At 72.3% G+C, this 13,875-nt stretch carries 12 protein-coding genes; 10 read left to right on the forward strand and 2 right to left on the reverse strand.

Going from position 1 to position 13,875, the window contains the following annotated elements:
- Window positions 1–12: 12 nt before the first annotated feature.
- Window positions 13–1,569, reverse strand: coding sequence for an MFS transporter (locus tag AQJ66_RS23060; protein WP_061925580.1), 1,557 nt, complete (start codon window positions 1,567–1,569; stop codon window positions 13–15).
- A 96-nt stretch (window positions 1,570–1,665) separates the two neighbouring features.
- Between AQJ66_RS23060 and AQJ66_RS23065 the strand changes: the two genes are divergently transcribed.
- On the forward strand, window positions 1,666–2,292 hold the full coding sequence (locus AQJ66_RS23065) for a TetR/AcrR family transcriptional regulator (RefSeq protein ID WP_061925583.1): 627 nt from the start codon (window positions 1,666–1,668) through the stop codon (window positions 2,290–2,292).
- A 6-nt stretch (window positions 2,293–2,298) separates the two neighbouring features.
- Here AQJ66_RS23065 and AQJ66_RS23070 read toward each other — a convergent pair whose 3' ends face one another.
- Window positions 2,299–3,588, reverse strand: coding sequence for a PucR family transcriptional regulator (locus AQJ66_RS23070; RefSeq protein ID WP_061925586.1), 1,290 nt, complete (start codon window positions 3,586–3,588; stop codon window positions 2,299–2,301).
- A gap of 161 nt (window positions 3,589–3,749) precedes the next feature.
- On the opposite strand from AQJ66_RS23070, the gene AQJ66_RS23075 reads away from it, so the two are divergent.
- The 9 genes from AQJ66_RS23075 to AQJ66_RS23110 all read left to right on the forward strand — a co-directional run bounded on the left by AQJ66_RS23075 (window position 3,750) and on the right by AQJ66_RS23110 (window position 13,647).
- A complete protein-coding gene (locus AQJ66_RS23075; RefSeq protein ID WP_061925589.1) occupies window positions 3,750–4,730 on the forward strand; it encodes a proline dehydrogenase family protein in 981 nt (326 codons plus the stop codon).
- Window positions 4,731–4,769: 39 nt separating this feature from the next.
- Window positions 4,770–6,401, forward strand: coding sequence for an L-glutamate gamma-semialdehyde dehydrogenase (gene pruA, locus AQJ66_RS23080; RefSeq protein WP_061925592.1), 1,632 nt, complete (start codon window positions 4,770–4,772; stop codon window positions 6,399–6,401).
- A gap of 360 nt (window positions 6,402–6,761) precedes the next feature.
- The gene (locus AQJ66_RS40670; protein WP_107119021.1) at window positions 6,762–6,893 is read left to right on the forward strand and encodes a hypothetical protein; all 132 of its coding nucleotides are present in this window, start codon (window positions 6,762–6,764) and stop codon (window positions 6,891–6,893) included.
- Window positions 6,894–6,989: 96 nt separating this feature from the next.
- On the forward strand, window positions 6,990–8,033 hold the full coding sequence (locus tag AQJ66_RS23085) for a 3-isopropylmalate dehydrogenase (protein ID WP_061925595.1): 1,044 nt from the start codon (window positions 6,990–6,992) through the stop codon (window positions 8,031–8,033).
- Window positions 8,034–8,282: 249 nt separating this feature from the next.
- Window positions 8,283–9,371, forward strand: a complete 1,089-nt coding sequence (locus tag AQJ66_RS23090; RefSeq protein WP_061925597.1) for a branched-chain amino acid aminotransferase — start codon at window positions 8,283–8,285, stop codon at window positions 9,369–9,371.
- A gap of 193 nt (window positions 9,372–9,564) precedes the next feature.
- On the forward strand, window positions 9,565–10,263 hold the full coding sequence (gene ureA / locus AQJ66_RS23095; RefSeq protein ID WP_061925601.1) for an urease subunit gamma: 699 nt from the start codon (window positions 9,565–9,567) through the stop codon (window positions 10,261–10,263).
- Complete coding sequence (locus AQJ66_RS23100; RefSeq protein WP_061925603.1) at window positions 10,260–11,984, forward strand: urease subunit alpha; 1,725 nt, start codon at window positions 10,260–10,262, stop codon at window positions 11,982–11,984. The genes ureA and AQJ66_RS23100 overlap by 4 nt, the downstream gene beginning before the upstream one ends.
- A gap of 31 nt (window positions 11,985–12,015) precedes the next feature.
- On the forward strand, window positions 12,016–13,044 hold the full coding sequence (locus AQJ66_RS23105) for an agmatine deiminase family protein (protein ID WP_061925606.1): 1,029 nt from the start codon (window positions 12,016–12,018) through the stop codon (window positions 13,042–13,044).
- Window positions 13,045–13,647 carry a TetR/AcrR family transcriptional regulator gene (locus tag AQJ66_RS23110; RefSeq protein WP_061925609.1) on the forward strand — a complete coding sequence of 201 codons (603 nt, stop codon included), beginning with the start codon at window positions 13,045–13,047 and terminating at the stop codon, window positions 13,645–13,647.
- Window positions 13,648–13,875 lie beyond the last annotated feature (228 nt).

Genomic DNA, 13,875 nt, shown 5'->3' on the forward strand with positions numbered 1-13,875 from the left:
GCGCGCCCTGTCCTACGCGTTCACGTGATCGACGTCCTTGACGTCCGCGAGATGGATCCGGCGCAGCGTCAGCGCCGCCCCGACCGCCGCCGGCGCCAGTGCCACCGCCCCGGCGATCGCCACGCCGTGCATCCCGCCGGTGAACGCCTCCCGCGCCGTGGTGACCAGGGCCCCACCGCTGCGGCCGGGCAGGCGGGCGGCGATGGCCAGGGCGCCGCCCAGCGTCTCGCGGGACCCGGGCGGGGCCGAGGCCGGCATCTCGTGCCGGTAGACCGCCGTGCCGATGGAGCCCAGGACCGCCATGCCGAGGGCGCCGCCGAACTCCGTTCCGGCCTCCAGCAGCGAGGAGGCCGTGCCCGCCCGCTCCACCGGCGCGGTGCCCAGGGCGAGGTCGGTCAGCTGCGACATCACCATGACGACCCCGGAGGCGAGCACACCGGCGGCGGCCAGCACCAGCCACAGGGAGTCGGTGCCGGTGAAGGTGAGCAGCGCGTACCCGGCGGCACCGAGGGCGAAGCCGGCCGCGACGACGTGGCCGCGGTCGGCGCCGCGGGCGACGAGCTGTCCGGTGACCGGGCCGGCGACGCCGATGAGCACCGACGGCAGCAGGCTCCACAGCGCGGCCTCGAGCGGGCTCCTGCCGAGCACCGACTGCAGGTACTGCGTGGTGAAGACGGCCGAGCCCATCATCCCGAAGGCCGACACCAGGGTCAGGACCAGCGCCGGGGTGAAGCCGCGGCCGCGCAGCAGGGCCGGCGGGACCAGCGGGGCGGCCGCCGTGCGCTGCCGGTGGACGAAGAGCGCCGCGAAGAGCAGTCCGACGGTCACCGAGACGACGTACAGCGGGTGCCAGCCCTCGGACGGGATCTCCTTCAGGCCGTAGATCACGGGGAGCACGGCGGCCATCGACAGCGGCACGCTCAGCCAGTCGAAGCGGCCCGGTTCCGGGTTCCTCGACTCGGGCAGCAGCACCGGGCCGAGGACCAGCAGCATCAGCATCGCCGGCAGGTTGACCAGGAAGACCGAGCCCCACCAGAAGTGCTCGACGAGGACGCCGCTCATCACCGAGCCGAGCGCGATACCGCCGGTCATCACCCCGGACCACAGGCCGATCGCCTTCGCCCGCTGGGCGGGGTCGGTGAACATAGTGCGCAGCAGGGCCATCGTGGAGGGCATCAGGGTCGCGCCGCCGATGCCGAGGACCGCGCGGGCGGCGATGAGGGTCCCGGGGCTGTCGGCGTAGGCGGCGAGGACCGAGGCGGCGCCGAAGGCGGCGGCTCCCGTCAGCAGGAGCTTGCGGCGGCCGATGCGGTCGCCGAGGGAGCCCATCGTCATCAGCAGGCCGGCCAGGACGAAGCCGTAGATGTCGAAGATCCACAGCTGCTGGGTGCCGCTCGGCCGCAGGTCGGCGCTGATCGCGGGGGCCGCGAAGTAGAGGACGGAGACGTCCATCGAGACCAGCAGCAGCGGCAGCATCAGCACGCCGAGAGCCGTCCACTCACGGCGTCCGGCGCGTGCGGGGGCGCCCTCGGCGCCGACGGGGACGTTCGTGCTCGTCGAGTTCGTCATGACGGAGACTGTACGAGCGTCTTAAACAACTGTCTAGAACAAATGTATAGGTCACTTGTCTAGGACGGTTGTATGGACCGGCGGTAGGCTGGACGCATGGGACACCGTGAGGATCTGCTCGAAGGCGCCAAGCGCTGCCTGCTGGAGAAGGGCTTCGCGCGCACCACCGCGCGGGACGTCGTGAAGGCGTCGGGGACCAACCTGGCCTCGATCGGCTACCACTACGGCTCGAAGGACGCGCTGCTCGCCCAGGCGTACGTGTCCCTGGTCGAGGAGATGTCCGAGGCCTTCGACGGCGGCGCGGACGCCGGTGTCACGGCCGCCCCGGGCTCGCTCGAGCGGTTCCAGGAGGTGTGGTCGAACATCATCGCCACCATGCGCGAGCCCGGTTCGATCTGGCGGCTGAGCGCCGAGATCGCGGTCATGGGCGACCAGTTGCCCGAGGTGCGCGACCATCTGGCGCGGGCCCAGCGGGAGGGCTCGCGCGGCTTCGTCGCGCTGATGACGGGCGCGGCGGAGGAGGACGTCCCCGAGGACGTCGTCGACACCCTCGGCAGCTTCTACACCGTCCTGATGACCGGCCTCATCACGCTGTGGACGTTCGACCCGAAGACCGCGCCGGGCGCGGACCAGCTCACCGCGGGCCTGCGGCAGGTCATCGAGGCGGCGGGCACGGAGCCGGCGGGCCCGGATGCGGCGGGCACGGAGCCGGCGGGCCGCTGAGGCGGCTCACAGCCGCGCCCGCTTCAGCGCCATGTGCAGCAGCAGCCGGTCCTCCCCGTCGTCGAGGTCCAGGCCGGTGAGCTGCTCGACGCGGGAGAGGCGGTAGTACAGGGTCTGCCGGTGCACGCCCAGTTCGGCGGCCGTGCGGCCGGCCTGGCCCGCGCAGTCGAGGTAGACCTCGGCGGTGCGGGCCAGCTCGCGGTGGGCGGGGGACAGCAGCGGGCCGACCGCCGGGTCCTGGACGGAGTCCGGCGGCAGCGCGGTCAGCAACCGGTACGGCCCGATGGCCGCCCACTGGGCGACCGGCCCGAACCGCGGCTCGGCCAGCGCGGCGCGCGCGGCGGCCGCGGCCTCCAGCCACACCGCGCCCAGGTCGGCGAGGCCGGTGCGCGGATCACCCACCCCGGCGACGCACTCGGCGCCCGGGGCGGCCCGGACCGCCCCGGTGAGCCCGGCGGCGGCCGCCGCCGCCACCCGGGCCCCGGCCCCACGGGCCGCGCTCCCCGGCGCCCCGCGCGCCTCCTCGGCCTCCTTCAGCACCCGCGTTGCCGCCGCCAGCGCCGGTGTGCTCGCCTCCGTGCTCCGCAGCCGCACCAGCAGCGCCAGGCTCTGCCCCGACACCCCCCACGGCAGCGTGCACAGCGCCGAGGTGTGCGGGATCGCCCGGGCGGCGGGCGCGTCGTCCGGGTCGGCCGACGGCCAGGGGGCCACGCACACCAGGGTGTGCGGGCCGTCCGCGCGCGGGCCCAGGGCCGTACGCAGCTCCGCCACCGCCATGTCCTGCTGCCAGCCGTGCTCCGCGGTGAGCACCTGGCGCAGCTCCCGGCTCAGCCCGGCCCCGGCCTCCGCCTCGTCCGCGAGCAGCGCGCCGATCCGCCCGGTCACCTGCATGGCGGCGGCCAGCTGCGCGTCCGTCGGGCCCGGATCGTCGTCCAGGAGCCAGACGTAGCCGAGGACGACACCCCGGTGGCGTACCGGCAGGCAGACGCGCCCCCGGTACACCCCGGCCTCGGGGGTCGGCGGGATGCGCACCGGGCCCGTGGCCCGCGTGATGCCGAAGCCCTCGAACCAGGACCGGACGGCCGCCGTGGAGCGCCGGGTCAGGATCGAGCGGGTGCGCACCGGGTCCAGCGCCGAGGGGTCCAGGTCCCCCTCGCTGTCGTACGCGCCGAAGGCGATCAGTTCGAAGTCGCGGTTCTCCAGGGTCGCCGGAGCTCCCAGCAGCTCCGAGATCTCGTCCACCAGCTCCTGGTAGTCAGCCCTGTGCTCCGGCGTCACCCGGGCATTGTCCCTCATGACCCGGCGCCCTTCATACATCTGTCTGAGATCCGGCGCACGGATGCGTGACAGCTGTCGATGGCCGACGATCGGGGCAGTCCGTAGGTTTCACGGTGGTTCTCCGTGCCGTACCCGCATCGTGGTGGTCGGCCGTCCTTGGTGCTCTGTGGAGGTGCCCCGTGCTGGGTCCCGTGATTCTCGCCGCGTCGCGCAGCGACCGGATGCGACGCCTGATCTCGGCGGCCCCGGTGACCAAGCAGGTCGTGGACCGCTTCATCCCCGGTGAGACCGTGACCGACATCGTCCCGATCGTCGAGGAGCTCACGGCCAAGGGCCTGGAGCTGACGATGGACGTCGTCGGCGAGGACATCACCACCCCGGAGCAGGCCGCCGCCGCCCGCGACGCCTACCTGGCGCTGATCGACCACCTCGCGACGCTGGAGCTCGGCGAGAAGGTCGAGATGTCCGTCAAGCTCTCCATGTTCGGTCAGGCCCTCCCGTCACCCACCACCGCCCTGTTCGAAGGGCCCTCCGGGCCCACCCCTGCATTCCAAGGCGGCCACGAACTCGCCCTCGCCAACGTCCGCCCGGTCGTCGAGGCCGCCGCCGCCATCGGCACGACGGTCACGCTCGACGCCGAGGACCACACCACCCTCGACTCGATGTTCGCCATCCACGAGGAGCTGCGGAAGGACTTCCCGCAGACCGGCTGCGTCATCCAGGCCTACCTCTTCCGCACCGAGTCCGACGCCCGCCGCCTCGCCGCCGCCGGCAGCCGCGTCCGCCTGGTGAAGGGCGCCTACAAGGAGCCCGCCGAGGTCGCGTACCAGCAGAAGCACGAGATCGACAAGGCCTATGTGCGCATCCTGAAGGTGCTGATGGAGGGCGAGGGCTACCCGATGGTCGGGTCCCACGACCCGCGCCTGATCTCCATCGCCCAGGAACTGGCCCACCGGGCCGGGCGCAAGATGGACGAGTACGAGTTCCAGATGCTGTACGGCATCCGCGGCGACGAGCACCTGCGGCTGGCCGCCGAGGGCCACCGCATGCGCGTCTACACCGCCTACGGCACCGACTGGTACGGCTACTTCATGCGCCGTCTCGCGGAGAAGCCGGCGAACCTCCGGTTCTTCCTCCGCAGCATGGTCAGCAAGGGCTGAGCCCGCAACACCCGCTCACGATCAAGGAGTTCGGATCTCATGGACGCTGTGACCCAGGTCCCCACCCCCGTCAACGAGCCGGTGCACGGCTACGCCCCCGGCTCGCCCGAGCGCGCCCGGCTGGAGGCCAAGCTCAAGGAGCTGGCCGAGAACCCGATCGACCTGCCCTGCACCATCGGCGGCGAGCGGCGCATGGGCGGCGGCGAGGTCTTCGAGGTCGTCCAGCCGCACAACCACAAGGCCGTCCTCGGCACCGGCCGCCACGCCACGCGGCAGGACGCCCAGGACGCGATCGACGCGGCCCTGGCCGCCGCGCCGGCCTGGCGCGCGATGGCCTTCGACGACCGCGCGGCGATCATCCTGCGCGCCGCCGAGCTGCTGGCCGGCCCCTGGCGCGAGACCATCGCCGCCTCCACCATGCTCGGCCAGTCCAAGACCGCCCAGCAGGCCGAGATCGACTCCCCGTGCGAGCTGGTCGACTTCTGGCGCTTCAACGTCCACTACGCCCGCCAGATCCTGGCCGAGCAGCCCCCGGCGAACTCCCCGGGCGTGTGGAACCGCCTGGACCACCGCCCGCTGGAGGGCTTCGTCTACGCGATCACGCCGTTCAACTTCAGCGCCATCGCGGCCAACCTGCCCACCGCGCCCGCGCTGATGGGCAACGTCGTGGTCTGGAAGCCGTCGCCGACCCAGACCCACGCCGCCGTCCTCCTCATGCGGCTGCTGGAGGAGGCGGGCCTGCCCAAGGGCGTCATCAACCTCGTCACCGGCGACGGCATCGCCGTCTCCGAGGTCGCCCTGAACCACCGCGACCTGGCGGGCATCCACTTCACCGGCTCGACCAAGACCTTCCAGTACCTGTGGAAGACGGTCGGCAACAACATCGAGAAGTACCGCGCCTACCCGCGCCTGGTCGGCGAGACCGGCGGCAAGGACTTCGTCGTCGCCCACCCGAGCGCCGACCGCGCCGTCCTGAAGACGGCCCTGACCCGCGGCGCCTTCGAGTACCAGGGCCAGAAGTGCAGCGCCACCTCCCGCGCCTACATCCCGGCCTCCATCTGGAACTCGGGCTTCAAGGAGGAGTTCGCCGCCGAGGTCGACCACCTGACGATGGGGGATGTCACCGACCTGTCCAACTTCATGGGCGCGGTCATCGACGAGCGCTCCTTCGCCAAGAACAAGGCGGCGATCGACCGGGCCAAGGACGACCCGTCCTGCACGATCGTCGCGGGCGGCAGCTACGACGACTCGGTCGGCTACTTCGTCCGCCCGACCGTCATCGAGTGCACCGACCCGGAGAACGAGGTGTTCACCACCGAGTACTTCGGCCCGATCCTCGCCGTGCATGTCTACGAGGACGAGAAGTACGAGGAGATGCTGACCCAGATGGAGTCGGTGTCGGACTACGCCCTGACCGGCTCGGTCATCGCCAACGACCGTGCGGCGGCGGCGTACACGATGGAGAAGCTCCGCTACGCGGCCGGCAACTTCTACATCAACGACAAGTCGACCGGCGCCGTCGTCGGCCAGCAGCCCTTCGGCGGCGGCCGCGCCTCCGGCACCGACGACAAGGCCGGCGCCCCGCAGAACCTGATGCGCTGGACGCTGACCCGCGCCATCAAGGAGACCCTGGTCCCGCCGACCGACTACACGTACCCGCACATGGGCTGACAGCCCCCCGCCGACACGGGCCGGGAAGCCTGACTCCGAGCAGGCTTCCCGGCCCGTCGCCATGTCTCCGCCCGATGAAGAACCCCAGGTCACGGAGGTTCGGCTTGATTCTCCGTCTCAGATAGTAGGAAGTCCGAGTAATTGTGCAGACAGGTGCGGGCCGCTCCCTTACTTTTGTAGGAGCCGAACGTCTCGCTCGATCCAGCGAATGGCGGTCGTGAGCCGGGCCCCGTGCAGGCAACCCCTGCGGCCCCCACTCCCCGCCCCTTACGGGGGCACCTCCCACGCCTTTCGGGCAGTGGGGGAGTCTCGCACCCTCCCTGTGCCGTACTCGACGCTCTTTCGAAGGAGTCGATTCCCATGGCCGAGACGACCGTCCGCCGCCGTGTCCGCCACGCGACCCGCGCGAGCGAGTCCGACCGCAAGAACGCCGCCGCCGCCCTGCAGCGCGCCCTCGACCGCCGCGACAACGGCGGACAGACCGGCCACTGAGCCGGGCGCCCGCCCGCAAGGCGCTGCCCGACACGGCCGCTGTCCGCATCGCGGACAGCGCATGTCATCACCTGGGACGAGGAGTAGGGTGCCGACATGTCTCGCAGCATCAATCTCGCAGTGATCCCCGGTGACGGCATCGGCCAGGAGGTCGTGGCCGAGGGTCTGAAGGTCCTCTCCGCCGTCCTGCCGCAGGATGTGAAGCTGGAGACCAAGGAGTACGACTTCGGCGCCAAGCGCTACCACGCCACCGGTGAGACCCTCACCGACGCCGACCTGGAGCAGCTCAAGCAGCACGACGCCATCCTGCTCGGCGCCATCGGCGACCCGGGCGTGCCCTCCGGTGTCCTGGAGCGCGGCTTCCTGCTCAAACTCCGTTTCGCCTTCGACCACCACGTCAACCTCCGTCCGAGCAAGCTGCTCCCGGGTGTGGCGACCCCGCTCGCCGGCCAGCCGGAGATCGACTTCGTGGTCGTCCGCGAGGGCACCGAGGGCCCCTACACGGGCAACGGCGGCACCATCCGCAAGGGCACCGAGCACGAGGTCGCCACCGAGGTCTCCGTCAACACCGCGTACGGTGTCGAGCGCGTGGTCCGCGACGCCTTCGCCCGGGCCCAGGCGCGCCCGCGCAAGAAGCTCACGCTGGTCCACAAGAACAACGTGCTGACCTTCGCCGGACACCTGTGGACGAACGTCTTCAACCGGGTGGCCCGGGAGTTCCCCGAGGTCACCACCGACTACATCCACGTCGACGCGGCGACGATCTACCTGGTCACCGACCCCGGCCGCTTCGACGTCATCGTCACGGACAACCTCTTCGGCGACATCATCACCGACCTCGCCGCGGCCGTCTCCGGCGGCATCGGCGTGGCCGCCTCCGGCAACATCAACCCCAGCCGTGAGTTCCCGTCCATGTTCGAGCCGGTCCACGGCTCGGCCCCGGACATCGCCGGCCAGGGCAAGGCCGACCCCACCGCCACGGTCCTGTCCGTCGCCCTGCTGCTGCGTCACCTCGGCTACGACACGGAGGCCGACCGCATCGACGCCGCGGTCACCGCCGACCTCACGGAGCGGGCCGCGGGGCCCGCCCGCAGCACCTCCGAGATCGGCGACGCGCTCGCCGTACGCGTAGCCGGCTGACCCGCCGCGCTCTCGCAGAAGCCGTCGGGTCGCAAACCGCGCCCGGCGGCTTCTCCTGTGCCCCGCCGGGTGCCACCATCGACCACTGGGCCGCTTTCACCCCGATTCCGTCCGCTGCCGCCGCCGCGCGATAATCGAACGCGGAGCCGCGGTATGAGGGAAAGCTCGGACGTCCTAGGACCGGTCGCGAGACCGGTTCCGGGGGTGTGAGCGCGGCCCCGTCACTACAACCCGGTGAAGGACAACCACATGACGACGCCCACGATCGAGCTCAAGCCCTCCGCCAGCCCGCTCGCCGCCGCAGAGCGCGAGGCGATCCTGGCCAGCCCCGGGTTCGGCCGCCACTTCACCGACCACATGGTGACGATCAGGTGGACCGAGGGCCGCGGCTGGCACGACGCGCAGCTCGTTCCGTACGGCCCGATCTCCCTCGACCCCTCCACCCACGTCCTGCACTACGGCCAGGAGATCTTCGAGGGGCTCAAGGCGTACCGGCAGCCCGACGGCTCGATCGCGGTGTTCCGCCCCGAGGCCAACGCCCGCCGCTTCCGCAACTCCGCCCGCCGCATGGCCATGGCCGAGCTGCCCGAGGAGCTGTTCATCACCGCCCTGGACGCGCTGCTCACCCAGGACGCCGACTGGGTGCCGCCGCACGGCGGCGAGGAGTCCCTCTACCTGCGCCCGTTCATGTTCGCCACCGAGGCCGCGCTCGGCGTGCACCCCGCCAACGAGTACCTGTTCATGCTGATCGCCTCCCCCTCCGGCGCGTACTTCGCCGGCGGCGTCAAGCCGGTCACCATCTGGGTCTCCGAGGACCACGTCCGCGCCGTCCCGGGCGGCACGGGCGACGCCAAGACCGGCGGCAACTACGCCGCGTCCCTGCTGCCCCAGGCCGAGGCCGCCGCGCACGGCTGCGACCAGGTCGTCTACCTCGACGCGGTGACCCGCACCAAGGTCGAGGAGAGCGGCAGCATGAACGTCGCCTTCGTCTACGGCGACCGGATCGTCACCCCGGCGCTCACCGGCTCGATCCTCGAGGGCATCACCCGCGACTCGCTGCTCCAGGTCGCCCGCGACCTCGGCTACACCGCCGAGGAGGGTGTCATCACCCTCCAGCAGTGGCGTGAGGACGCCGCGTCCGGCGCCCTCACCGAGGTCTTCGCCTGCGGAACCGCCGCCGTGGTCACGCCCATCGGCCACGTCAAGACCAGGACGGACGGCTGGACCCACGGCGACGGCACGCCCGGCCCGGTCACCACGCGCCTGCGCGAGGCCCTGCTCGGCCTCCAGCGCGGCATGACCGAGGACCAGCACGGCTGGATGCACCGCATCGGCTGACGCCGCCGCTCGCACCTGAGGGCCGCCCCGGACGCATCGCCGTCCGGGGCGGCCCTCGTGCGTTCCGGGAGCTCTCGTGTTAGAACGCTGTTCAATGACTACACCCATATCCGCTCCGTCATTGCTTCTCATCTCCCGCATCTGTGTTTAGAGTGGTGCTCTAAACCGAAGAGGGAACGAGAGGTGCCGCCCCGTGCGACTGACCCCCACCGAACGTGACCGGCTGCTGCTGTTCGGGGCCGCCGAGCTGGCCCGGGCCCGCCGGGCGCGGGGCCTGAGGCTCAACGTGCCCGAGGCCACCGCGCTGATCGCGGACACCGTCTGCGAGGCCGCCCGGGACGGCAGGCGGCTGGCCGAGGCCGTCGAGGCGGCCCGCTCGGTGCTCGGCCCCGAGGACGTGCTGCCGGGCGTCGCCGACGTCGTCACCGAGGTGATGGTCGAGGCCGTCTTCGACGACGGCTCCCGGCTCGCCGTCGTCTCCGACCCCATCGGCGGCGGCCTCGGCGAGCGGGCCCCGGGCGCGCTGCTGCCGGGACCCGAGCACGCCGACCCGGAGCCGGCCGTCCGGCTCACGGTCACCAACACCGCGCCCGTGCCGGTCTCCGTCACCTCCCACTTCCACTTCTTCGAGGCCAACCCGCGCCTCGACTTCGCGCGCCACCGCGCCTACGGCATGCGGCTCGCCGTACCCGCCGGGTCGTCGGTGCGGTTCGGCCCGGGGGAGAGCGAGGAGGTCGGGCTCGTCCCCGTAGGCGGCGACCGGATCGCGATCGGCTTCGCGGGCCTGGTCGACGGGCCGCTGGACGCGCCCGGCGCCAAGGCGGAGGCCCTGCGCCGGGCGGCCGCCTGCGGATACCTGGGAACCACGCCGGAAGGAGGCGAGGAGCGATGAGCCGCTCGAAGGGACGCGAGGTCGGCCGGTCGGTCCACATCGACCCGTACGCCTACGCGGCCGCCCACGGCCCCCGGGCCGGCGACCGCGTGCGCCTCGGCGACACCGGCCTGACCGTCCGCGTCGAATCCGACTCCCAGCGCCAGGGCGACGAGTTCCTGGCCGGCTTCGGCAAGACCGCCCGCGACGGACTGCACCTGAAGGCCGCCGCCGTCCGCGACACCTGCGACGTCGTGATCAGCAACGTCGTCGTCATCGACGCGGTCCAGGGGATCAGGAAGGTGTCCGTCGGCATCCGCGAGGGCCGTATCCACGCGATCGGGCGCGCCGGCAACCCGGACACCCTCGACGGCGTCGACGTCGTCGTCGGCACGGGTACCTCGATCGTCTCCGGCGAGGGGCTGATCGCCACCGCGGGGGCCGTCGACACCCACGTCCACCTGCTGTCGCCGCGCATCATGGAGGCCTCCCTCGCCTCCGGCGTCACCACCATCATCGGGCAGGAGTTCGGCCCGGTGTGGGGCGTCGGCGTCAACTCGCCCTGGGCCCTCAGGCACGCCTTCGGCGCCTTCGACGCCTGGCCGGTCAACATCGGCTTCCTCGCCCGGGGTTCCTCGTCCCACGACGCGCCCCTGATCGAGGCGCTGGCCGAGGGCGGCGCCTCCGGCTTCAAGGTGCACGAGGACATGGGCGCCCACACCCGCGCCCTGGACACGGCCCTCAGGGTCGCCGAGGAGCACGACGTCCAGGTCGCCCTGCACAGCGACGGGCTGAACGAGTGCCTCTCGGTCGAGGACACCCTGCGCGTCCTTCAGGGCCGGACGATCCACGCCTTCCACATCGAGGGCTGCGGCGGCGGACACGTGCCCAACGTGCTGAAGATGGCCGGGGTCCCGAACGTCATCGGCTCCTCCACCAATCCCACGCTGCCCTTCGGCCGGGACGCGGTCGCCGAGCACTACGGCATGATCGTCTCCGTCCACGACCTGAAGACCGACCTGCCCGGCGACGCCGCCATGGCCCGCGACCGCATCCGCGCCGGCACCATGGGCGCCGAGGACGTGCTGCACGACCTGGGCGCGATCGGCATCACCTCCTCCGACGCGCAGGGCATGGGCCGGGCCGGCGAGACGGTCCGCCGCACGTTCGCCATGGCCGCCAAGATGAAGGCCGAGCTGGGCCCGCTGGAGGGCGACGGCGAGGGCGACGACAACGCCCGCGTGCTGCGCTACCTGGCCAAGCTGACCATCAACCCGGCCATCGCCCACGGCCTCGCCCACGAGGTCGGCTCGATCGAGGTCGGCAAGCTCGCCGACATCGTGCTGTGGCGCCCGGAGTACTTCGGCGCCAAGCCGCAGCTCGTCCTCAAGTCCGGCTTCCCGGCCTACGGCGTGACCGGCGACCCGAACGCGGCCACCGACACCTGCGAACCGCTCGTCCTCGGGCCGCAGTTCGGCGCGTACGGCGCCACGGCCGCCGACCTCTCGGTCGCCTTCGTCGCCCGGGCCGCCGCCGAGCAGGGCGGCGACCTGATGCCCACCCGCCGGCGCCGGGTCGCCGTGCGCGGCACCCGGGGCATCGGACCGGCCGACCTGCGCCTGAACTCCCGTACCGGAGCCGTCGACGTCGACCGGCGCACCGGGCTGGTCACCCTCGACGGCGACCCGCTGCGCTCCGAACCCGCCGACTCGGTCTCCCTGAACCGCCTCTACTTCCTCTGACCTCTGCCTCCTCTGAGCCAAGGACCCGCCCATGAGCTACCGCATGCCCCCCGAGTGGGCCCCGCACGAGCGCACCTGGATGGCCTGGCCGGGCCCCAACCCGACCTTCCGCGACGACGCGGAACTGGCCGCCGCCCGCACCGCCTGGGCGTCGGTGGCCCACGCCGTGCGCCGCTTCGAACCGGTGACGATGGTGCACGGACCCGGTCAGGGAGCGTCCGCGCGCGAGCTGCTCGGCCCGGACGCCGACCTGGTGGAGCGCGAGCTCGACGACGCGTGGATGCGCGACATCGGCCCGACCTTCGTGCTGGACGACGAGGGCCGGCCGGCCGCCGTCGACTGGGTGTTCAACGGCTGGGGCGGCCAGGACTGGGCCCGCTGGGAGCACGACTCCAAGATCGCCCGCCGCGTCGCGGACCTCGCCGGGGTGCCGGTGCTGAGCAGCGCCCTGGTGAACGAGGGCGGTGCGATCCACGTCGACGGCGAGGGCACGGTCCTGCTCACCGACACCGTCCAGCTCGGCGCCGGCCGCAACCCCGGCTGGAGCCGCGAGCAGGTCGAGGCGGAGGTCCACGCCAGGCTCGGCACCAGCAAGGCGATCTGGCTGCCGCACGGCCTGGCCGGCGACTACGGCACGTACGGCACCCAGGGCCACGTCGACATCGTCGCGGCCTTCGCCGGGCCGGGCCGGGTCGTCGTGCACAGCCAGCGCGACCCGGCCCACCCGGACCACGCCCGCTCCCGGACCTACCTGGAGATCCTGCGCGGCGAGACCGACGCCCGGGGCCGCCCCCTGGAGGTCGTCGAGGTGCCCGCGCCCACCGTCCTGAAGGACGCCGAGGGCGACTGGGTCGACTACAGCTACATCAACCACTACCTGTGCAACGGCGGCGTCGTGCTGTGCGCCTTCGACGACCCGAACGACGAGGTCGCCGCCGGGATCTTCCGCCGCCTGTTCCCCGGGCGGGAGGTGGTACCGGTGGACGCCCGTACGATTTTCGCGAGCGGGGGAGGCATCCACTGCATCACACAGCAGCAGCCGAAGAGCCGGGAGCAGTAGATGGCCGGTGCGCGCCGGAACGCGCCGCCCCGCGAGGAGGTCCTCGCCGCAGCCATGGACATGATCGCCGCGCGCGGTCTGGAGAAGCTCACCATGGCGGGGCTCGGCCGCGAGGTCGGGATGAGCAGCGGCCACCTGCTGTACTACTTCCACAGCAAGGACGAGCTGCTGCTGCAGACCCTGGAGTGGAGCGAGGGCCGGCTCGGCACCGAGCGCGGCCGGCTGCTCACCCGCCCCGGCACCGCCCGGGAGCGGCTGGCGGCGTACGTCGACCTCTACGTCCCCGACGGCCACCGGGACCCGCACTGGACGCTGTGGCTGGAGGTGTGGAACCGCTCGCAGAACGCCGACGACGACGCCCGTGAGCGGCAGGCCGCGATCGAGGGCGCCTGGCACCGCGACCTGGTCGCGCTGATCGCCGAGGGCGTCTCGCGCGGCGAGTTCCGCCCGGTCGACGCCGACCGCTTCGCCACCCGGCTGCGCGCCCTGCTCGACGGCTTCTCCCTCCACGTCGCCATCGGCCTGCGCGGCACGGACCGGGACCGCGTCCTCGCCCACGTCCGCGAGTTCCTCGCCGGGACGCTGCTCGCGGTGGACACCTGACGACCGCATCCTGAGACGGTCGGCGGCCCGGGGGCGGGGCTGTGCCAGACTTCACCCGTGCTCTCGTTCGCCATGATTATTGGCAGCAGGCGCGCCGGTCCGCAGTGACCACCTCGTACGACCAGGTGCGGGTGGCCACCGTCGTCCTCGACCCGCGCGCAGACCTCTCGCACCCGCGAGGGGTTTTTTCGTTTTCCGGCCCACCCGAAGCCGGGAGCGCAGCGTGCG

Source organism: Streptomyces bungoensis (assembly GCF_001514215.1).
In the GTDB taxonomy this organism is placed as follows: Bacteria; Actinomycetota; Actinomycetes; order Streptomycetales; family Streptomycetaceae; genus Streptomyces; species Streptomyces bungoensis.